The following is a 19,414-nucleotide window of genomic DNA, read 5'->3' on the forward strand; positions in this document are numbered from 1 at the left end:
GTGGACCAGTCAACTTATCTGTAGCTGACCCACTGCAATCGGGGGCAAGCCCCCTCCCACATTTTTTAACCGCGGGCGGTCAGTTCGATGATGCAGCAGCGGCCTGTGACGGAGATATCCAGCAAACCAGCGTTACCGTCCAGCTGCAGGCAGTCGTGATGACCCAACACCTGGCCGAGCACCGTCACCTCATCGGCCACGCTGAACACCAGCACCGTCTGCGCGGTGCTGAAAAAACGCTGCATCCCATCGACCCACTGCAACCGCGCATGGTAACGCTGGGGTGAATAGATCAGGTTGAAATCGCGGATCGGCCCACTGATCAGGCGACACGACACCTGGCTGTCGCCCTTGAACGCGAACGCTTGCAGCGGCAACAACCCCTGCTGCTCCTCGCCATCCACGGTCAGGACCATGCCCGCACCGTTGATCACCGTGATCACGCGTTGATAGCCGGTGAAGGAGGAAAACCCGCCCGACTCGCCGATATCGGCAATCGACAGGCGCCAGCCAAAGCCCTCCAGGCCATGGCCGCCATCGCGGCTGATTTCTTCGGTGCTGCCGCCGCCGTTTTTCCACGGCATACGCACGTAATTCGCGGCGCGCCAGACGGTCACTGCACTCATTTACTGAAGCGTCCTTCCAGGCTGTGACGGGAACCGGGGTGGATCAAGCGCGCGGCGGTCACCGGCTGGCGACCGGACCAGGTGCGTCGACGAATCAACAGGCACGGCTCGCTCGGTTCGATCTGCAGCAACTTGCACTCGGCGGCATCGGCGAGGATCGCTTCGACCACATGCTCGCCCTCGGTCAACGGTGCGACCTGGTTCAAATAGGCGTAGGGGGTTTGCTGGGTGAAATCCTGCTGCAGGTATTCCGGCGCGACCAGGGCGTTGACGAAGCGGTCTTCGATTTGCACTGGAATATCGTTTTCAAAGTGAACGATCAGCGAGTGGAATACCCGCCCGCCTTCACGCATTTCCAGGGCGACGGCGCGCTCGGAACCGGCCGCCTCTTCGCCCAGGGTGATGACCTGGCAGGTATGCCGATGGCCGCGGGCGGCGATCTCATCGGCAATGTTATGCACTTCAAACAGCGCCGACTGGCTCTTGGGCTCGGCGACGAACGTGCCGACGCCTTGCATGCGTACCAGCAGCCCTTCGGCGGTGAGTTCACGCAGGGCGCGGTTGATGGTCATGCGGCTGAAACCCAGCTGGCTGACCAGTTCACTCTCCGACGGCACGCGGTAATGGGGCGGCCAGTTGCCGCTGAGGATCTGCTGGCTGATCATTTGTTTGACGCGGGCATACAAGGGCGCCGGACTTTCGTCCAGGTGGGCAGCCAGTGAAGACTTGGCGGGCGGAGTCGGCACGGGGAATCCTTGCAGGGGAAAAAGATGCATAGATTGCCGGAGTTTACCGAGCAGGCAAACGTCTGTATATGTATATACAAATAAACACACGACCGGGGTGCCCTGAACATGTCCGTTTTCTTTGCCGAACGCGCACTGCTGCCTGATGGATGGGCCAACAATGTACGCCTTGAAGTCGGCGTTGATGGCCTGCTGACTCACGTCGCGGCCAATGCCAGCGCAGACGGCGCCGAACGGCTCAGAGGCCCGGTATTGGCGGGTATGCCGAACCTGCACTCCCACGCATTCCAGCGCGCCATGGCGGGCCTGGCCGAAGTGGCCGGCAACCCGAACGACAGCTTCTGGACCTGGCGCGAGCTGATGTACCGCATGGTCGGCAAGATCAATCCGGAGCAACTGCAGATCATCGCGCGCCAGTTGTATATCGAGATGCTCAAGGCCGGTTACACCTCGGTCGCGGAATTTCATTACGTCCACCACGACGTCAGCGGCCAGCCATATGCCGACCGCGCGGAACTGTCGCGGCAGATCAGCCAGGCGGCCGCCAGCAGCGGGATCGGCCTGACATTGCTGCCGGTGCTCTACAGCCACTCCAGGTTTGGCGGCCAGGCACCCAATGAAGGCCAGCGGCGGTTTATCAACAGCGGCGAACATTATCTGGAGCTGCAGGCGCGCCTGAAACCGATCCTCGCCGCACAGCCGGCGCAGCAACTGGGCTTGTGCTTCCACTCCCTGCGCGCCGTCACGCCGCAACAGATCACAGACGTGCTGGCTGCCAGCGACAAGGCCTGCCCGGTGCATATCCACATCGCCGAGCAACAGAAAGAAGTCGACGACTGCCTGGCCTGGAGCGGCAAACGCCCGCTGCAATGGCTGTATGACAACGTCGACGTCGATGAGCGCTGGTGCCTGGTACACGCCACCCATGCCGACCCCGAGGAAGTGACGCGCATGGCCAACAGCCGCGCGATTGCCGGTTTGTGCCTGACCACCGAAGCCAACCTGGGCGACGGGATTTTTCCGGCGGTGGATTTCCTCGCTCAAGGCGGGCGCCTGGGTATTGGTTCCGACAGCCATGTGTCGCTGAGCGTGGTGGAAGAACTGCGCTGGCTGGAATACGGCCAACGCCTGCGCGATCAGCGGCGCAATCGCCTGTATCGCCACGACCAACCGATGGTCGGCCGCACGCTGTTCGATGCCGCACTGGACGGCGGCGCCCAGGCGCTGGGGCAGCCGATTGGGCGGCTGGAAGTGGGCAAGCGCGCCGATTGGCTGGTGCTGGACGGTAACGATCCATACCTGGCGACGGCGACCGAAGACGGGATTCTCAATCGCTGGCTGTTCGCTGGCGGCGATCGCCAGGTGCGCGATGTGCTGGTCAACGGCAAGTGGGTGGTGCGCGACGGGCGGCATGCCGCTGAAGAAGAGAGCAGCCGGGCGTTTACCCAGGTGTTGAGAGAGTTACTCGGTTAACAGGCAACCCATAACAAATGTGGGAGGGGCGGTGCGACGATTCGACTTACCCCCTCCCACAATTGGATTTGTGCTGATCCAGAGTTATTGCGAGGTCTTCGCCATCTGCTTGTCCGACGTGCGCCAGATCAGGCGCGTGGTGTCATAGCCCTGCTGCCTTGCCCTGCTCAGCAGGTCTTCGCGGGTGTCGGCGCTGACCGTCGGCGTGCGCGACAAGATCCACATATAGCGCCGGCTCGGGCTGCCGACGAGGGCAGTCTTGTAATCATCGCTGACATACAACACCCAGTAGTCGCCCTTGGCGACGCCCGGCAACAGCGCGGTAAACCAGTTATTGAATTCCACCCTGAGCTTGTCGGTCTTGCCCGGCACTTGCGGCGTAGCGGTGCCCTTGGCTTCTTCCCACTTCCAGTCGCTGGTCAGGCAGCGGTTGAACACCGACATATCGCCATCCGGCAACAAGGTGTAGCGGGCCTCGGACTGCGCGCAGTTGCGCTGGAAGTACATCGGCAATCGCGCCAATTCATACCAGGTGCCCTGGTAACGCTTGAGGTTGACGTTACCCGCGGTCTTGGGTTGCAGATCATCGCCAGAATGGCTGGCGCAGCCCGCCAAAAACAGGCTGGCGCAAAGGAACACAACAAAACGCATCATTCTTCTTCTCCCGCAGGCTTTCGCCCCGGTTTACTTCAGGCCTTGCCCGGAAAACATCAGAACTTTGTCACCGGCATATTGAACGCTGATAAAGCTGTTTTTATCGCCCCAGGTGCAGCTGGACATACCCAGCGCGCCGGAACAATCGGTCGGCTTACCCAGCAACGACTCCACTTCGGCCTTGGCCATGCCAGCCGACAGCTTCGCGTAATTTTCCTGATTGACCTTGCTGCAAGCGGCCAACAGCACGCAAAAGGCCAGCAAAGCGAGACGGCGTAACGACATGGAATAACTCCTGGAGGGACGAGGCAGGTTGGGGGTCTGCCAGAAGCTTAGAAGGGAAAACAGGTGTCTGGTTCCCGACGAACGAAAACAAAAAAGCCCCGAAAACGCTGAAACGTTTCGGGGCTTCTCATCGTTCAAGACTTCACGTCTTGAACGTGCCGAGGGAGCTTGCTCCCTCGCCACACTTACTTCTGGTGATAGCCGGTCACGCGCTCGACTTCTTCCTTCGAACCCAGGAACACCGCCACGCGCTGGTGCAGGCCTTCGGGCTGGATGTCGAGGATGCGCTGGTGGCCGTCGGTGGACACACCGCCCGCCTGTTCAACCAGGAACGACATCGGGTTGGCTTCGTACATCAGGCGCAGCTTGCCCGGCTTGGACGGCTCGCGGCTGTCACGCGGGTACATGAACACGCCACCGCGGGTCAGGATACGGTGTACGTCAGCCACCATCGCCGCGACCCAGCGCATGTTGAAGTTTTTCTTCAACGGGCCTTCTTCGCCTTCCATCAACTCGCTGACGTAGCGCTTGACCGGTTCTTCCCAGTGGCGCTGGTTGGACATGTTGATTGCAAATTCCTGGGTAGCAGCAGGAATCACGATGTCTTCGTGGGTCAGCACGAAGCTGCCCATTTCGCGGTCCAGGGTGAAGCCTTTGACGCCGTCGCCCAGGGTCAGCACCAGCATGGTCTGCGGGCCGTAGATCGCATAACCGGCGGCAACCTGCTGGGTGCCCGGCTGCAGGAAGGCCTTTTCGTTCAGGGCTTCGTTCTGGCTCAGGTGTTCGTTCGGGCAACGCAGCACCGAGAAGATGGTGCCGACCGGGGCGTTGATGTCGATGTTGGACGAGCCGTCCAGTGGGTCGAACACCAGCAGGTAGGCGCCTTTCGGGTATTTGCCCGGGATCTGGTAGGCATTGTCCATTTCTTCGGACGCCATGCCGGCCAGGTGACCGCCCCATTCGTTGGCTTCGAGCAGGATCTCGTTGGAGATCACGTCGAGTTTCTTCTGCACTTCGCCTTGGACGTTTTCAGTGCCCATGCTGCCGAGGACGCCACCCAGCGCGCCTTTGGACACGGCGTGGCTGATTTCCTTGCAAGCACGCGCCACCACTTCGATAAGGAAGCGCAGATCGGCAGGCGTGTTGTTACTGCGGGTCTGCTCGATCAAATAGCGACTCAGGGTAACGCGGGACATGGAAGGCTCCGATGTATGGGGGGGCTAAAAACCCGCGCAGTTTAACGCGAGTCGGGGCGTATTTCCTCCTATCAGAGGATTTAAACCCAATAGAGTTCATGGACGTTATTTAACGTGCTGCCGCAGGCTTGCGCAGCAAACTGTAAGCCATGGCCCCCAGCGCCGCCACACCGAGCAGCAATACGGCCCAGAGTCCGAGTTTTTTCCAGTTCGGTTCGGTGTCGACAGCGGCCACGAGCGCTGGCGACGTGACCCTGACGTCCCCCGCCACCGTGGCCTGCCCCAAGGTGTTGAGGCGCTCGGTGCTGTAGTCGGGGATCAGGGTCGACAGCGGCAGGTTCGCCGCCTTGGCCGAGGCATTCCCCAGCGCCAGGGTGAACGGCGGCTCGCCCCGCGCCAGGAACACCAACTGAGTGGCGCGCACGGCAACCCGCAGGGTCGGCGCGGCGGTGCCCAGGCCGCCGCCACGCTCATCCACCTGCAACTTGAGTTCGGCGACCGCCTGGCCCGGCAACTGCAATTGATCCTGCACCACGTCCTGGCCGTTCTGGGTCAGGCGGTACAGCAAACCATTGCTCAACGGCTGCCAGGCTTGCTTGCTGTCGCGTCGCCCCGACAAGGTCACGGGCGCCAGCGTATTGGGTTGTGTCAATTCCACGCGCAGGCGCTCGACGTTCAGCCCCGCCGGCAACTGCCAGGTGTATTCCCCCGCCTGCAGCCGCGTGCCGGAGAGCGGCTGCGACCACACCCATGGCGTCGGCAGGCTGCTGCGGGTGGCGCTGACCAATTTGGCCGAGGTCAACAGCGGCGCCGCCTGGCCCTGCCACAACAGGCGCAGGTAACGCGCCGTTTGCCCCGGCAGGCTGACGTCGTGCTGCTCGACGCGCTCGTCGGCAAACGACAAGCGCGCCACTTGCCCGTCGCCCCAGGGCGTCCAGTGCTGCAAGTCATCGCTGGCTTCGATGCTGAATCGCTGGAAGCCTTCTTGCTCGTGGCTCCAGTCGAGGCTCAGTTGCTGCAACGGCGCCTTGATCGCACTGGCGTCGAGCACCCAGCCGCGCAGCACCTGCTGGCCGGTCGTGGTTGCCGTGGAGGGGCGCACCTCCAGCAAGGTGCCTTCGGCGCTGGACTTCATCACCACCGCTGGCAAGGTTTCGCGGGTGTCGGCGGCGTACAGCGGGAACCACTTCACATCGGCAACGTTACGGTTCTCGGTGTGTTGCGCAGATTGGCGCGACAGCGCGTAGGCCTGGGGCTCACCGGCGGCATTGAATACGCGCAGGTCGCTGAGGTCGGCCTGGCGCGCGCTCAGTTGCACGGCCAGCGGCAATTCGAGGCGATACCACGGGCCGTTGCCGCTGACACTCAGCGGCACCTGGGCGGAGAAGTCGGCGGGCGTTTCCTGGGCCCATACCGACAATGTCGCACACACGCCCACTACCGCCACGCTCAACTTACCGATCAAGAGGATGCTCCTTCAGTTTCCAACACAGGTTCGGCGCGCTTGGGCGGCAGCGGTGCGAAGTAACCCACCACCAGCAACAACCCGCCCACGCCAATGAACGACACGATCCGCGCCAGGCCGCCACGGTTGCTCAGCTCGACAAAAAACAACTTGGCCACCACCACGGCAATCAACGCCGCGCCGATCAGCCAAACCTCGCGACGATGGCGCAGGTGACCGCCGATCATCAGGCCGAGGGCAATCAGGGTCCAGACGATCGACAAACCGGCTTGCACCAGCATCGACTCCAGCAACGCGTCCAGGTGAAACGGCACGCCGCCCCAATGGTGGGCGGTACGCATCACCAGCGCCGTGAAGAACGCAAACAGCGAAGCCCCCGCCACCCCTTGGGCGATCCATTCGGCACGCGGCCCGCGCTGCGGCGCCGCACTGCGCGACCACAGATACACGCCAAGCAGGGCAAACAGCAGGCCCAGGTCCAGTGGGTTGATCAGCGGCACATAGGGCAACGGCTTGGCCGTACCGTCGCTGAACGTATTGGCCAGCCAGAACCAGCCGAGCATCAGCACCGCCAACGGCAGCGCCGCCAGCACGCGGTACTCCTTGGCATAGGCCGACACCGGCCATGGCCAACTGCGCGGCGCAGCCGCCAGCACCAGGTAGAGGCTCGGCAGGATCGCCCAGCCCAGCCAGCGCCAGGCGTTGTATTCGCTCGACAGCAACAACAGGCCGTAGCGCAGCTCCAGCGCCAGGACGCCGATCAACATCCAGCTACCCAACACATGGGCAACGCTCAGTACTTTGGCCGGAGCCACCGCCGCCAAGCGCCGCAACGAGATGAAATGCACCGCGAACACCGCCAGCCAGGCCAGCCAGCCGAACTGCGCCGCCGGGTGATAGTAGCTATGGGCAGACACCAGCAACACCGCTGCCGCCGCCGGCATCAGCAAGGTGCAGAGCATCGCCAGCGAGGCCCAGCGCAGGCGCGCCGCGAACAGCGTCCAGAGCGCCACGCTCGCCGCGGCGATACCCAGCAGGAACGCGCCCTGCAACTCTTGCGGGATAAACCGCAGCACTTCGCCGATCAGCGCCAGCGCCCACCAGGCCGCGCCCCACACCAGCAACAGGTCAGACAGGCGTTGCAGTTTCAGCACAGCAAACACCGGCGCATGAGGTTCGCGCTGCAAGCGCCAGGCGCCGACCAGAGCGGCCAGGCCCAACACCATCGGCGTCCAGAAACCGCTGTGCGCCAACGGACGCAAACCTTCATTGGTCAACGGCCCGAGCAGTTCCGGCACCGCCAGCAGGAACGACGCGCCGCCGATCAGTTGCAGCAGCAAACCGAACACAAAACTGACGCGCTGTTGCAGGTACAGGCTCAACCAGATGATCAGCAGACCGCTCGCCGCCCACACCCCGCTGGCGCTTTCCCAAGGCAGCACAAACAGCACGGCCAGGTTGATCAACACCAGGCCGGCCAGCAGCACCACCGACAACCCGCGCAACAGGCGCGCGTCGCTGCGCACCATGTCGTCACGGGCCGCCAGCAGCATGCCGCCGATCAGCGCCAGCCCGATCAGCGAGGCCGTCAGCAAACCGCCCCAACCCGCGCTGAATACCGCCGCACCATCACCGCCTTGCAGGCGCAACAGGAACAACGCGCCACCCAGCAGTTGCACGGCGAACGCGGTGAACAGGAAGGTCCGTGAACCGATGCGCAGGCCCACATACAGCGTCGCCAGGCCGGCGAGCGCCCAACTGATGGCGGTGCCCTGGGTCAGCAACAACAGCGGTGCGAGCAGGTACACGAAGGTCAGCCCGAGGCTGGCCAACACCGGCAAGCCCCTGCGCTCCCAAGCCGCCGCCTGTTCGGTGAAGGCGTTGCGCAACTGCGCGAAGCTGAACAGCAACGCGGCACCCAGCAACAGCGCGCCCAATGGCGCACCGTCCAGCATTGTGTGTGCGCCGACGCGCAGTTCACTGAGGAACGCCAGCGCCGAACCCAGTTGCAACAACAGGCCGAACGCCCGCGCCAACGGCCGTTGCTGGCGCAGGCCGAGCCAGAAGATCCCGGCGCCTTCCACGGCCCAGGCCGCTGCGGTCCAGCGCGCGTCGAGGCCCAGGGGAATCGCCAGGCTGGCGAAGATCACGCCCAGGGCCAGACAGGTTTCCGCCAGCAGCAAGGCACGCCCGCCACTGAGCAGTCGGGCCAGGCCCATGTAGATGATGCCCAGGCCCAGGGCGCTGAACGCAGCGGCAAACTCCAGGTGTTGGACCAGTGCGAACTGCAAGCCAAAGCCCACCAGCGGCGGACCGAACAGCAGGCTGCCGTCGACATAATCGCCCTTGGCCGCCGACCAGCGCAGCAGCGCGCCGCGGCTGTCGTCCTCGGGCGCGTCGTTCATCTCCAGCAATTTGCGCCGGGTGAACAGCAGGCCGATGGCCAGGTACATCAGGAAAAACACGATCAGGAACGGCTCGGTGCTCCACAGCAGCTGCGGCGCATACGAACGCAGGCCCCAGGCGAAGCCGATGCCGAAGGTGCCGACAAAGCCGATCAGGTTGAGCAGGCGCCAGGCCTTGAACCAGGCGATGGCGAGGATGCCGGCATTGAGCAGGGCGAAGTAGCTGAACAGCGCCACATGGTTACCGGCGCCGGTGGAAGTCAGGATCGGCGCGGCAAACCCGCCCAGCGCCGCTGCGCAGGCCAGGCCCAACGCATCCTGGGTGATCGCCAGAATCGCCGAAAACAGCGTGACCGCCACCAGCAGGCCCAGCGCCGCGCCCGGGTCGATCAACGGGTGCAGGCGCATTGCGGCAAACACCGTCAGGTACAGCACCGCAATCCCGGTGCCTTGCAGCATCAAGCCGTAATTGCTGTTGCGCAGCCGCAACCACCAGCCCAGGCCCAGCAGGCCCAAGGCGGCGGCGGCAACCCCGGCATAACGCAGTTCGATCGGCACCACCATGCCTTCGGTGGCATAACGCAGCAAAAAGGCCAGGCCGAGGAACAGCAGCACCACGCCGACGCGCAACACGGTATTGCCGCCGAACAGCCAATTGCGCGCGCCGCGGATGGCGCGCTCGATCAGGTTCGGGCCTCGGGGGATAACCGGTTCAGGTGCAGGCGGTTTCTCGGCAGGCGTCCACACATCCGCCGGTAACGCCTGGCTTGGTTCGGCGACAATGGCGACGGGGGTCGGCGCCAGTTCGGCGGGCAGTTCCCAGATAAGCTCCGGGGCCTTGGCCGGCAGGGCGGATTCGGCAACGGGGGATTCGACCAACATACTGTGTGCGAGCGGCGCGGGTTCAGGCGCAGGTTTTTCCAGTTGCGCCAGGCGTTGCTCCAGCGCGGAGAGCGCTTTCTGCGCGGTCTCCAACTGACGGCCTTGTTCATACGTGCGCGAAGCCAGCATCGACAGGCGAATCGCCTGGCCAACGCCCAACCCCAGCAACGCGCCGATGCCCGCGTCGCCGAACGACTCATCGAGCGTCCAGCCGAGCGCCAGCCCAATCAGCATGAAAATCCATTGCATGGTCGATATTCCCTAAGCAAACCGGGACCTAGTATATCGACGCGGGACCAATGTGGGAGGGGGCTTGCCCCCGATAGCGGTGTGCCAGTCACATATCTGCAAACTGACAGTCCGCTATCGGGGGCAAGCCCCCTCCCACATTTTGGTTTTTGGGGGGTTAGTCGAGCGCTTTCCAGATCTCGGTGGCGTATTCGCGGATGGTGCGGTCCGAAGAGAACCAGCCCATCCGCGCGGTATTGAGCACCGCCGAACGCCACCATTCCTTGGAATCATGCCAATGCGCGTCGACCCGGGTCTGCGCCTCCCAGTAGGCATCGAAGTCGGCACACACCAGGAAGCGGTCGTACTCGATCAGCCCATCGATCAAGCCCACATAACGGCCCGGATCGTCTGGCGAGAACACCCCGCCGCGAATCGCTTGCAACACATCGCTCAAACGATGGGACGCGGCGATGTCCGGCCCGGCGTGGAATTCACCGGCGTGCTTGCGGGCCTCCACCTGCTGGGCGCTGAGGCCGAAGATAAACATGTGCTCGCCGCCCACGCGCTCGTGCATCTCGACGTTAGCGCCGTCCATGGTGCCGATGGACAGCGCGCCGTTAAGGCCGAACTTCATGTTGCTGGTGCCCGATGCTTCAAAGCCGGCGGTGGAAATCTGCTCCGACAAGTCCGCCGCCGGGATGATGCTTTCCGCCAGGCTGACGTTGTAGTTGGGCAGGAACACCACCTTGAGCAAGCCGCGCACGGTGGGGTCGTTGTTGACGGTGCGGGCGATGTCGTTGGTCAGCTTGATGATCAGCTTGGCCTGGTGATAGCTCGCCGCCGCCTTGCCGGCGAAGATCTTCACTCGCGGCACCCAGTCGGTCTCGGGCTCGGCACGGATCGCCTGGTACAGCGCCACGGTGTGCAGCAGGTTGAGCAACTGGCGCTTGTACTCGTGGATGCGCTTGACCTGCACGTCGAACATCGCCGCCGGGTTGACCGCAATACCCAGACGCTCATGGATGATCTCGGCCAGCGCGCGCTTGCTGTGCAGGCGTTGTTCGGCAAAGGCCTTGCGGAAGGCCTGCTTCTCGGCAAACGGTTCGAGTTCGATCAGGCGCTGTTCGGGCTTGTCGAGGATGTCCGCGCCCAGCGCGTCGACGAGCATGCCGGTGAGTTGGGGGTTGGCCTGGTACAGCCAGCGGCGGAAGGTGATGCCGTTGGTTTTGTTGTTGATGCGCTCCGGGTACAGCTTGTGCAGTTCGGAGAACACCGTGCTGCGCATCAGTTGGGTGTGCAGGCCGGATACGCCGTTGACGCTATGGGAGCCGAGGAACGCCAGGTTGCCCATCCGCACGCGGCGACCGTTGTCTTCTTCGATCAGCGACACGGCGCGCAGCACGTCGAAATCGTGGATGCCCTTGGCGCGCAGCGAGTCGATGTGCTGCGCGTTGATCAGGTAGATGATCTGCATGTGCCGGGGCAGCATGCGTTCCATCAGGCCGACCGGCCAGGTTTCCAGGGCTTCGGGCAGCAGTGTGTGGTTGGTGTACGACAGGGTTTCGACGGTCACGTCCCACGCCGCTTCCCAGGGAATATCGTGCAGGTCCACCAGTTGCCGCATCAACTCGGCGACCGCGATGGACGGGTGCGTGTCGTTGAGCTGAATGGCGGCATGTTCGCCCAGGCTCAGCACCGAGCCGTGCATGTTCTTGTGGCGGCGCAGCAGGTCTTGCAGCGAGGCCGAGACGAAGAAGTATTCCTGGCGCAGGCGCAGTTCCTGCCCCGCTTCGGTGCTGTCGGCCGGGTAAAGCACTCGGGAGATGCTTTCGGCGCGGGCCACTTCGGCGACGGCGCCCAAGTGGTCGCCGGCGTTGAAGCGCTCCAGGTGCAGGTCTTCCACGGCGCGCGCACGCCACAGCCGCAGGGTGTTGACGCTGGCGCCGCGCCAGCCGACCACCGGAGTGTCGTAGGCCACGGCCCGCACGGTTTCGCTGGGCGACCACACCTGAATCAGCTTGCCGCCGGCATCGGCGAGGGTTTCGACGCTGCCGCCGAAGCCGATCGGGTAGATCACTTCAGCCCGTTCGAACTCCCACGGGTTGCCGAAATCCAGCCAGCGCTCGGTCTGTTCCTGCTGCCAGCCATCGACAATCGCCTGGCGGAACAGCCCGTGCTCATAACGAATGCCATAACCATGGCCGGCAATGCCCAGGGTCGACATGCTTTCCATAAAGCATGCCGCCAGGCGTCCCAGACCGCCGTTGCCGAGCGCTGCATCGGGCTCCAGCAGGCGGATGCGTTCCAGGTCGACACCCAACTCGGTGAGCGCTTCGCGAGCGATCTCCAGCAGGCCGAGGTTGCTCAGGCTGTCGAAAAGCAGGCGGCCGATGAGGAATTCCAGCGAGAGGTAATACACCCGCTTCTGGCCTTTGCGGTAGATTTGCCGCGTATGGTTCATCCAGTGATCGACCATCTGGTCGCGGGCGGCCAGGGCAATGGCTTCGAACCAGTCATGGTCGAAGGCGTGATCCGGGTCTTTGCCCACCGCGTAGGTGAGTTTGGTCAAGACAGCATCGCGAAATGCGGCTACCTCTGCTTCTCGTGCAAGCGGTTCCTGAGACATCGGTGTGACCTCGGGCGAGATTGAAGGAGTTGCTAGAGCCTAGTCGGTCTGACCGGCGGTCGACGCGCTGGTTCGGCAGTTTTTTAACTCATTCACCTTTGCATGAATTTAATGCAGGGGTCGTGCCCGATCACTGTTCGAGCCGCCTTCGAGCTGAAAACCCGAAAATATTGTTCAAAAAACCATCAATCCCGGTATGATCGCGCGCCCGGATACCGCCCCACCTTGGAACCCTGATGAAGCCTCAACTGATCGCCGCTGCGGAACTCGACCGTCTCGAGACCTGGCAGAAATATTCCGCCCACATGTGCGGAGGCTGCGTGTCCAGCTGCTGCACGCTGCCGGTCGAAGTGAAGATCAAAGACTTGATCCGCATTGGCATCGTCGATGAATTCGAGCGCGGCGACCCGCCGAAGAACATCGCCAAGCGTTTGCAGAAGGAAGGCATCGTCGAGCGCTACAACAGCAAATCCGAGATCTTCACCCTGCAGCGCATGAGCAACAACGACTGCCTGTACCTGGATCGTAAGACGCGCTTCTGCACTATTTATGACAAGCGCCCGGATACCTGCCGCAACCACCCGAAAATCGGCCCGCGGCCGGGGTATTGCGCGTACAAGCCCAAGGAAGTGGTGCGCGAGACCAATTTCAAGACGCTCGATAAGTTCTGATCCATGTTTTGCAGGGCTCTCAAGGGCCCTATCGGGGGCAAGCCCCCTCCCACATTTTGAAGGCGTTCACAAATCAAAACTGTGGGAGGGGGCTTGCTCCCGATAGGGCCGGCACCTTCAGCACAAAACCTGCAGACATAAAAAAACGCCCCCGGCCTTTCGACCGGGGGCGTTTTTCATTCAGCCTGAGTTAACTCAGTTCTTGGCTTTCTTGGCAGCGCGGGTACGCTCGCCTTCGTCCAGGATCTTCTTACGCAGGCGGATCGACTTAGGCGTGACTTCGCACAGCTCGTCGTCCTGGATGAATTCCAGGGCCTGTTCCAGGGTGAAGCGAACAGGTGGAACCAGAGCGATGGTTTCGTCTTTACCCGAAGCACGCATGTTGTCGAGCTTCTTGCCTTTGGTTGGGTTGACGCCCATGTCGTTGTCACGGCTGTTCAGACCAACGATCTGACCGTTGTAGATCTCTTGACCGTGTTCAACGAACAGCTTGCCACGCGCCTGGAGGGTTTCCAGGGAGTAGGTCAGCGCCTTGCCGGTTTCAACCGAAACCAGAACACCGTTCTGACGGCCGGACATGTCGCCGGACTTCATGGTGTCGTAGCGATCGAAGATCGAGGTCAGGATGCCAGCACCGTTGGTCAGGGTCAGGAACTGGTTACGGAAACCGATCAGACCACGCGCAGGGATGTTGTATTCCAGACGCACACGGCCTTTGCCATCCGGCACCATGTTGGTCAGGTCGCCCTTACGCAGGCCCATCTCTTCCATGACCTTGCCCTGGGATTCTTCAGGGGTGTCGATGGTGACGTTTTCGAACGGTTCCTGCTTCACGCCGTCAACAGTACGGATGATCACTTCAGGACGACCAACGCCCATTTCGAAGCCTTCGCGACGCATGGTTTCGATCAGTACCGAGAGGTGCAGCTCACCACGGCCGGAAACCTTGAACTTGTCAGCCGAGTCGCCTTCTTCAACGCGCAGTGCCACGTTGTAGAGCAGCTCTTTGTCCAGACGTTCCTTGATGTTACGGGAGGTCACGAACTTGCCTTCTTTACCGCAGAAAGGCGAGTCGTTTACCTGGAAGGTCATGGAAACGGTTGGCTCGTCGACGGTCAGAGGCTTCATCGCCTCGACAGTGTCCGGCTGGCACAGGGTGTCGGAGATGAACAGCGAGTCCATACCGCTGACGCACACGATGTCGCCGGCGAACGCTTCTTCAACGTCGATGCGGTGCAGGCCGTGGTGACCCATCAGCTTCAGAATACGACCGTTGCGCTTCTTGCCGTCGGCGCCGATAGCGACAACCGGAGTGTTCGGCTTGACGCTACCACGAGCGATACGGCCAACACCGATAACACCCAGGAAGCTGTTGTAGTCCAGTGCCGAGATTTGCATCTGGAACGGACCGTCACGGTCAACCTTCGGTGGTGGAACGTGGTCAACGATGGCCTGGTACAGCGGGGTCATGTCTTCCGCCATGGCGGTGTGATCCAGACCGGCAATACCGTTCAGGGCCGAAGCGTAGATAACCTGGAAGTCCAGTTGTTCTTCGGTAGCACCCAGGTTGTCGAACAGATCGAAGATCTGGTCCAGAACCCAATCCGGACGCGCGCCTGGACGGTCAACCTTGTTGATGCACACGATCGGACGCAGGCCGGCTTCGAACGCCTTCTTGGTCACGAAACGGGTTTGCGGCATAGGGCCGTCTTGAGCGTCAACCAGCAGCAGAACGGAGTCGACCATCGACATTACGCGTTCTACTTCGCCGCCGAAGTCGGCGTGGCCCGGGGTATCCACGATGTTGATGTGGTAGCCGTTCCAGTTGATAGCGGTGTTTTTAGCCAGGATGGTAATACCGCGCTCTTTTTCCTGGTCGTTGGAGTCCATCACGCGCTCGTCGTTGAGCTCGTTGCGCTCCAGGGTGCCGGATTGACGCAAGAGTTTGTCTACCAGGGTGGTTTTACCATGGTCAACGTGAGCAATGATGGCGATGTTACGTAGATTTTCGATCACTTGTGTATCTCGATCAGAGGATTCGGTGTGCTGACAGGTCGTGGCAGCGATTAACAGTAGAGTCAGGCCTTGCCGTTACAGCTTGACGGCAGAGTCGGGGGGCCGGTGACGCAGGCCACAGGCAAACAGCCCCGGGCTCTTAGCTCGGTCGATAAACGCGCACATTGGCATGCCCCTCACTGAGCAAATGGTGGGCATGCAGGCGACTCATCACGCCTTTGTCGCAATACAGCAGGTACTGACGGCTGTTATCCAGTTCCTTGAAACGCGCGTTCAATGCATAGAACGGCAGCGTTTGTACGTCGATGCCAGCGATTTCCAGCGGCTCGTCTTCAGCGGCATCCGGGTGACGGATGTCGATGATGATCTGACCGGCCAGGGCTTCGCTGACTTCTTCGATCTGCACATCCTGGCCCAACTCGTCGATGACACGATCGATCGGGACCAGTTTGGCGTTCTCGAGCGCACGCTCCAGAACCGCCATATCAAACTGTTGTTCTTCATACTCCACGCGGTTGCGCTTGGCGTGGGTCTTGGGGTTCACCGAAATGACCCCGCAATATTCAGGCATGTGCTTGGCAAAGTCGGCGGTGCCGATCTGTTCTGCCAGGTCGATGATGTCCTGCTTATGGCTGGCGATCAGCGGGCGCAGCACCAGCTTCTCGGTCACGCAATCGATGAGCGACAGGTTCGGCAGCGTCTGGCTGGATACCTGGGAAATCGCTTCGCCGGTCACCAGCGCGTCGATCTGCAGTTGATCGGCAATTCGGGACGCTGCGCGCAACATCATACGCTTCAATACTACGCCCATATGACTGTTATCGACTTTGCCGAGAATTTCGCCCAGTACTTCCTCGAACGGCACGCTGACAAACAGCACGCGTTGGGAGCTGCCGTACTTCTTCCAGATATAGTGCGCGACTTCCATCACGCCCAATTCGTGAGCACGCCCGCCCAGGTTGAAGAAGCAGAAGTGGCTCATCAGGCCGCGGCGCATGATCTGGTAGGCCGCCACCGTGGAATCGAAACCGCCGGACATCAAGACCAGGGTCTGTTCCAGGGCGCCCAGCGGGTAGCCACCAATGCTATTGTGCTGGCTGTGGATCACAAACAACCGTTGGTCGCGAATTTCCATCCGCACTTCAATTTGCGGCGCCTTGAGGGAAATTCCGGCTGCGCCGCACTCGCGACGCAGCTTGCTGCCGACGTATTTTTCCACATCCATGGAGCTGAACGGGTGCTTGCCGGCACGCTTGCAGCGCACCGAAAAAATCTTGCCTTCAAGCTCGCTGCCAAAGTGCTGTTTGCACTTTTCGGTGATGTCGTCAAAGTCGCCCAGCGGGTACTCGTCGACCTGCAGGAAATGCGCGATGCCCGGCATGCAGCTCAGGCGCTCGGTCATATCCTTCAAGGCCTTGGCGTCGGTGACACGGGTTTCCAGCTCGAGATTGTCCCACACACCGTTCACCACCACAGCCGGGTCCAGATCGCGGAGCACGGCACGGATGTTCTTGGCCAACTGACGGATGAAACGCATCCGTACCGGTCGGCTTTTGATGGTGATCTCGGGGAAGACTTTAACGATTAATTTCATGGAAACAGCGCGCGCAGGGCCTGCCGAAAAAGGGGGGCGCGGATTATAGCGGAAATCGCTCAAGGTTTAACCAGTTAATATGCATCAATGGTGCGGCGCACCAAAACAGGTCATTTGCGCAAATGCGCGCCACATTGCAGTGCGTTATTTATTCCATTTCTGCGGTTTGCACTGTTATAGGGGCCATTTTGACGCAAAAAGGCCATGTTGGCGCACTGGCATGCAATTTGCTCTCTTGTGAGGCAGGTTGCCATGGCGGACTATCCGCGCCGGCATCACCCACATTCTAAGGGCTAACTCCACTACCCAGCCCGAAGCCACCCCGGAGGACACCATGTCGAAGTCGGTTCAACTCATCAAAGATCATGACGTTAAGTGGATTGATCTGCGCTTCACGGACACAAAAGGCACTCAGCACCACGTGACCATGCCGGCTCGCGACGCGCTGGATGACGCGTTCTTCGAAGAAGGCAAAATGTTCGACGGTTCCTCCATTGCCGGTTGGAAAGGCATCGAAGCTTCCGACATGATCCTGATGCCGGACGACAGCACTGCCGTGCTGGACCCGTTCACCGAAGACCCAACCCTGATCATCGTCTGCGACGTGATCGAGCCTTCGACCATGCAAGGCTACGACCGCGACCCACGTGCGATCGCCAAGCGTGCCGAGGAATACCTGAAGTCGACCGGTATCGGCGACACCGTATTCGTAGGCCCAGAGCCAGAATTCTTCATCTTTGATTCGGTCAAGTTCAAGTCCGACATCTCCGGCTCCATGTTCAAGATTTTCTCCGAACAAGGTTCGTGGATGTCCGACCAGGACGTAGAAGGCGGCAACAAAGGCCACCGTCCAGGTATCAAAGGTGGCTACTTCCCAGTTCCGCCATTCGACCACGACCACGAAATCCGTACCTCCATGTGCAACGCCATGGAAGAAATGGGCCTGGTCATCGAAGTACACCACCACGAAGTGGCGACTGCCGGCCAGAACGAAATCGGTGTGAAGTTCAACACCCTGGTTGCCAAGGCTGACGAAGTCCAGACCCTGAAGTACTGCGTACACAACGTGGCTGATGCCTACGGCCGTACCGCAACCTTCATGCCTAAGCCTCTGTACGGCGATAACGGTTCGGGTATGCACGTTCACCTGTCCATCGCTAAAGATGGCAAGAACACCTTCGCTGGCGAAGGTTATGCCGGCCTGTCCGACACCGCCCTGTACTTCATCGGCGGTATCATCAAGCACGGTAAGGCCCTGAACGGCTTCACCAACCCGTCGACCAACTCCTACAAGCGTCTGGTCCCAGGTTTCGAAGCACCGGTAATGCTGGCCTACTCGGCTCGTAACCGCTCCGCATCGATCCGTATTCCTTACGTGTCCAGCCCGCGCGCTCGCCGTATCGAAGCCCGCTTCCCGGACCCGGCAGCCAACCCGTACCTGGGCTTCGCTGCACTGCTGATGGCTGGCCTGGACGGCATCCAGAACAAGATCCACCCAGGCGACGCCGCCGACAAAAACTTGTACGACCTGCCGCCTGAAGAGGCCAAAGAGATCCCACAAGTGTGCGGCAGCCTGAAAGAAGCCCTGGAAGAGCTGGACAAGGGCCGTGCGTTCCTGACCAAAGGCGGCGTATTCAGCGACGACTTCATCGATGCCTACATCGAGCTGAAAAGCGAAGAAGAAATCAAAGTCCGCACCTTCGTACACCCACTGGAATACGAGCTGTACTACAGCTGCTGATCCGGTAGCGTCGCTTAACGTGGCGTGATCGAAAAAGACCTCCTTCGGGAGGTCTTTTTTTGCCCGGGGATTACACAGCTCCGCACCTGCAAACCCAATCAAAAAGGTGGGAGGGAGCTTGCTCCCGATAGCCGTGGATCAGTTGATACCGGTGCTGACCGGCACTCTGCTATCGGGGGCAAGCCCCCTCTCATAAGGAGATCAGCATTGAAACGTCGACTTGTGTTCGCTCTGTTATTCGTCAGTGCCAGTGCCAGTGCGAGCGCTGCGCCGCCCAGCCTCGAACCTTTACTCAACAGCATCGCCGAGCGCCTGGCGATCGCCGACCAGGTCGCCCTGAGCAAGTGGGACAGCCACAAGCCCGTAGAAGACAAGAAGCGCGAGCAAGAGGTGATCGCCAGCGTCGTCGCCCAGGCCCCGAGCTATAAGCTGGACCCTGTCGCCGCCGGGCAGTTCTTCTCGGCACAGATCGAAGCGAACAAACTGGTGCAGTACGCCCATCTTTCTGACTGGCAGTTCCAGGGCAAGGCCCCCGACGATCCGCGCCCGGACCTGGTCAAGCAGATTCGCCCGCAACTGGACCAACTGCAAAAACGCCTGCTGCAGCAATTGGCCGACTTCAGCCCCCAGCGCACCGACCCACAGTGCCCGCAATGGCTGGCCGAGGCGGTGCATGAGCCGCTCAATGAGCCGATGCAGCAGTTGGCGATGATCCGCGCGACCGCCGAGCTGTGTATCTACAAAAACTAAAACGGTACACCCGATCCAAAAATGCGGGAGAGGGCAATCCCTCTCCCACATTT

General features: G+C 61.3%; 14 protein-coding genes. 4 read left to right on the forward strand and 10 right to left on the reverse strand.

Features of this window, described 5'->3' with window-relative positions; translation table 11 throughout:
* Positions 1-65: 65 nt before the first annotated feature.
* Both INT12_RS22690 and hutC read right to left on the reverse strand, forming a co-directional pair.
* Positions 66-626 carry a HutD family protein gene (locus INT12_RS22690; RefSeq protein ID WP_193039625.1) on the reverse strand — a complete coding sequence of 187 codons (561 nt, stop codon included), beginning with the start codon at positions 624-626 and terminating at the stop codon, positions 66-68.
* Positions 623-1,372 (reverse strand): histidine utilization repressor, encoded by a 750-nt coding sequence (gene hutC / locus INT12_RS22695; RefSeq protein WP_017849911.1) that lies wholly within the window; start codon positions 1,370-1,372, stop codon positions 623-625. The genes INT12_RS22690 and hutC overlap by 4 nt, the downstream gene beginning before the upstream one ends.
* A gap of 108 nt (positions 1,373-1,480) precedes the next feature.
* On the opposite strand from hutC, the gene INT12_RS22700 reads away from it, so the two are divergent.
* Positions 1,481-2,845 carry a formimidoylglutamate deiminase gene (locus INT12_RS22700; protein ID WP_193039624.1) on the forward strand — a complete coding sequence of 455 codons (1,365 nt, stop codon included), beginning with the start codon at positions 1,481-1,483 and terminating at the stop codon, positions 2,843-2,845.
* 84 nt (positions 2,846-2,929) lie between these two features.
* On the opposite strand, the gene INT12_RS22705 is transcribed toward INT12_RS22700, so the two are convergent.
* The 6 genes from INT12_RS22705 to INT12_RS22730 all read right to left on the reverse strand — a co-directional run bounded on the left by INT12_RS22705 (position 2,930) and on the right by INT12_RS22730 (position 12,589).
* On the reverse strand, positions 2,930-3,499 hold the full coding sequence (locus tag INT12_RS22705; RefSeq protein ID WP_017849913.1) for a lipocalin family protein: 570 nt from the start codon (positions 3,497-3,499) through the stop codon (positions 2,930-2,932).
* Positions 3,500-3,529: 30 nt separating this feature from the next.
* Positions 3,530-3,784: a hypothetical protein gene (locus tag INT12_RS22710; protein WP_017849914.1), complete on the reverse strand. Its 255-nt coding sequence runs from the start codon at positions 3,782-3,784 to the stop codon at positions 3,530-3,532.
* Positions 3,785-3,969: 185 nt separating this feature from the next.
* The gene (locus INT12_RS22715; protein ID WP_046490869.1) at positions 3,970-4,980 is read right to left on the reverse strand and encodes a class 1 fructose-bisphosphatase; all 1,011 of its coding nucleotides are present in this window, start codon (positions 4,978-4,980) and stop codon (positions 3,970-3,972) included.
* A 109-nt stretch (positions 4,981-5,089) separates the two neighbouring features.
* Positions 5,090-6,442 (reverse strand): DUF3999 domain-containing protein, encoded by a 1,353-nt coding sequence (locus INT12_RS22720; protein ID WP_193039636.1) that lies wholly within the window; start codon positions 6,440-6,442, stop codon positions 5,090-5,092.
* Positions 6,442-9,981, reverse strand: coding sequence for a DUF2339 domain-containing protein (locus INT12_RS22725; RefSeq protein ID WP_193059024.1), 3,540 nt, complete (start codon positions 9,979-9,981; stop codon positions 6,442-6,444). The genes INT12_RS22720 and INT12_RS22725 overlap by 1 nt, the downstream gene beginning before the upstream one ends.
* A gap of 157 nt (positions 9,982-10,138) precedes the next feature.
* Positions 10,139-12,589, reverse strand: coding sequence for a glycogen/starch/alpha-glucan phosphorylase (locus INT12_RS22730; protein WP_026140399.1), 2,451 nt, complete (start codon positions 12,587-12,589; stop codon positions 10,139-10,141).
* Positions 12,590-12,825: 236 nt separating this feature from the next.
* On the opposite strand from INT12_RS22730, the gene INT12_RS22735 reads away from it, so the two are divergent.
* Entirely contained in the window at positions 12,826-13,260 is a 435-nt protein-coding gene (locus INT12_RS22735) for a YkgJ family cysteine cluster protein (protein ID WP_017849920.1), read from the forward strand.
* Between the two features lie 195 nt (positions 13,261-13,455).
* On the opposite strand, the gene typA is transcribed toward INT12_RS22735, so the two are convergent.
* Positions 13,456-15,276 carry a translational GTPase TypA gene (gene typA / locus INT12_RS22740; RefSeq protein WP_017849921.1) on the reverse strand — a complete coding sequence of 607 codons (1,821 nt, stop codon included), beginning with the start codon at positions 15,274-15,276 and terminating at the stop codon, positions 13,456-13,458.
* Between the two features lie 139 nt (positions 15,277-15,415).
* On the reverse strand, positions 15,416-16,870 hold the full coding sequence (gene thiI / locus INT12_RS22745) for a tRNA uracil 4-sulfurtransferase ThiI (RefSeq protein WP_046384997.1): 1,455 nt from the start codon (positions 16,868-16,870) through the stop codon (positions 15,416-15,418).
* A gap of 334 nt (positions 16,871-17,204) precedes the next feature.
* On the opposite strand from thiI, the gene glnA reads away from it, so the two are divergent.
* Both glnA and INT12_RS22755 read left to right on the forward strand, forming a co-directional pair.
* Complete coding sequence (gene glnA / locus INT12_RS22750; protein WP_017849923.1) at positions 17,205-18,611, forward strand: glutamate--ammonia ligase; 1,407 nt, start codon at positions 17,205-17,207, stop codon at positions 18,609-18,611.
* Between the two features lie 207 nt (positions 18,612-18,818).
* On the forward strand, positions 18,819-19,361 hold the full coding sequence (locus tag INT12_RS22755; protein WP_193039622.1) for a chorismate mutase: 543 nt from the start codon (positions 18,819-18,821) through the stop codon (positions 19,359-19,361).
* Positions 19,362-19,414 lie beyond the last annotated feature (53 nt).

This window comes from Pseudomonas sp. K8, from assembly GCF_014889455.1.
GTDB lineage: Bacteria > Pseudomonadota > Gammaproteobacteria > Pseudomonadales > Pseudomonadaceae > Aquipseudomonas > Aquipseudomonas veronii.

Bases quoted from the DNA above. Each gene is read 5' to 3' on its own strand.
- INT12_RS22690 (WP_193039625.1), bottom strand. From the start codon at position 626: ATGAGTGCAGTGACCGTCTGGCGCGCCGCGAATTACGTGCGTATGCCG.
- INT12_RS22700 (WP_193039624.1), top strand. From the start codon at position 1,481: ATGTCCGTTTTCTTTGCCGAACGCGCACTGCTGCCTGATGGATGGGCC.
- INT12_RS22705 (WP_017849913.1), bottom strand. From the start codon at position 3,499: ATGATGCGTTTTGTTGTGTTCCTTTGCGCCAGCCTGTTTTTGGCGGGC.
- INT12_RS22710 (WP_017849914.1), bottom strand. From the start codon at position 3,784: ATGTCGTTACGCCGTCTCGCTTTGCTGGCCTTTTGCGTGCTGTTGGCC.
- INT12_RS22715 (WP_046490869.1), bottom strand. From the start codon at position 4,980: ATGTCCCGCGTTACCCTGAGTCGCTATTTGATCGAGCAGACCCGCAGT.
- INT12_RS22725 (WP_193059024.1), bottom strand. From the start codon at position 9,981: ATGCAATGGATTTTCATGCTGATTGGGCTGGCGCTCGGCTGGACGCTC.
- INT12_RS22730 (WP_026140399.1), bottom strand. From the start codon at position 12,589: ATGTCTCAGGAACCGCTTGCACGAGAAGCAGAGGTAGCCGCATTTCGC.
- INT12_RS22735 (WP_017849920.1), top strand. From the start codon at position 12,826: ATGAAGCCTCAACTGATCGCCGCTGCGGAACTCGACCGTCTCGAGACC.
- thiI (WP_046384997.1), bottom strand. From the start codon at position 16,870: ATGAAATTAATCGTTAAAGTCTTCCCCGAGATCACCATCAAAAGCCGA.
- glnA (WP_017849923.1), top strand. From the start codon at position 17,205: ATGTCGAAGTCGGTTCAACTCATCAAAGATCATGACGTTAAGTGGATT.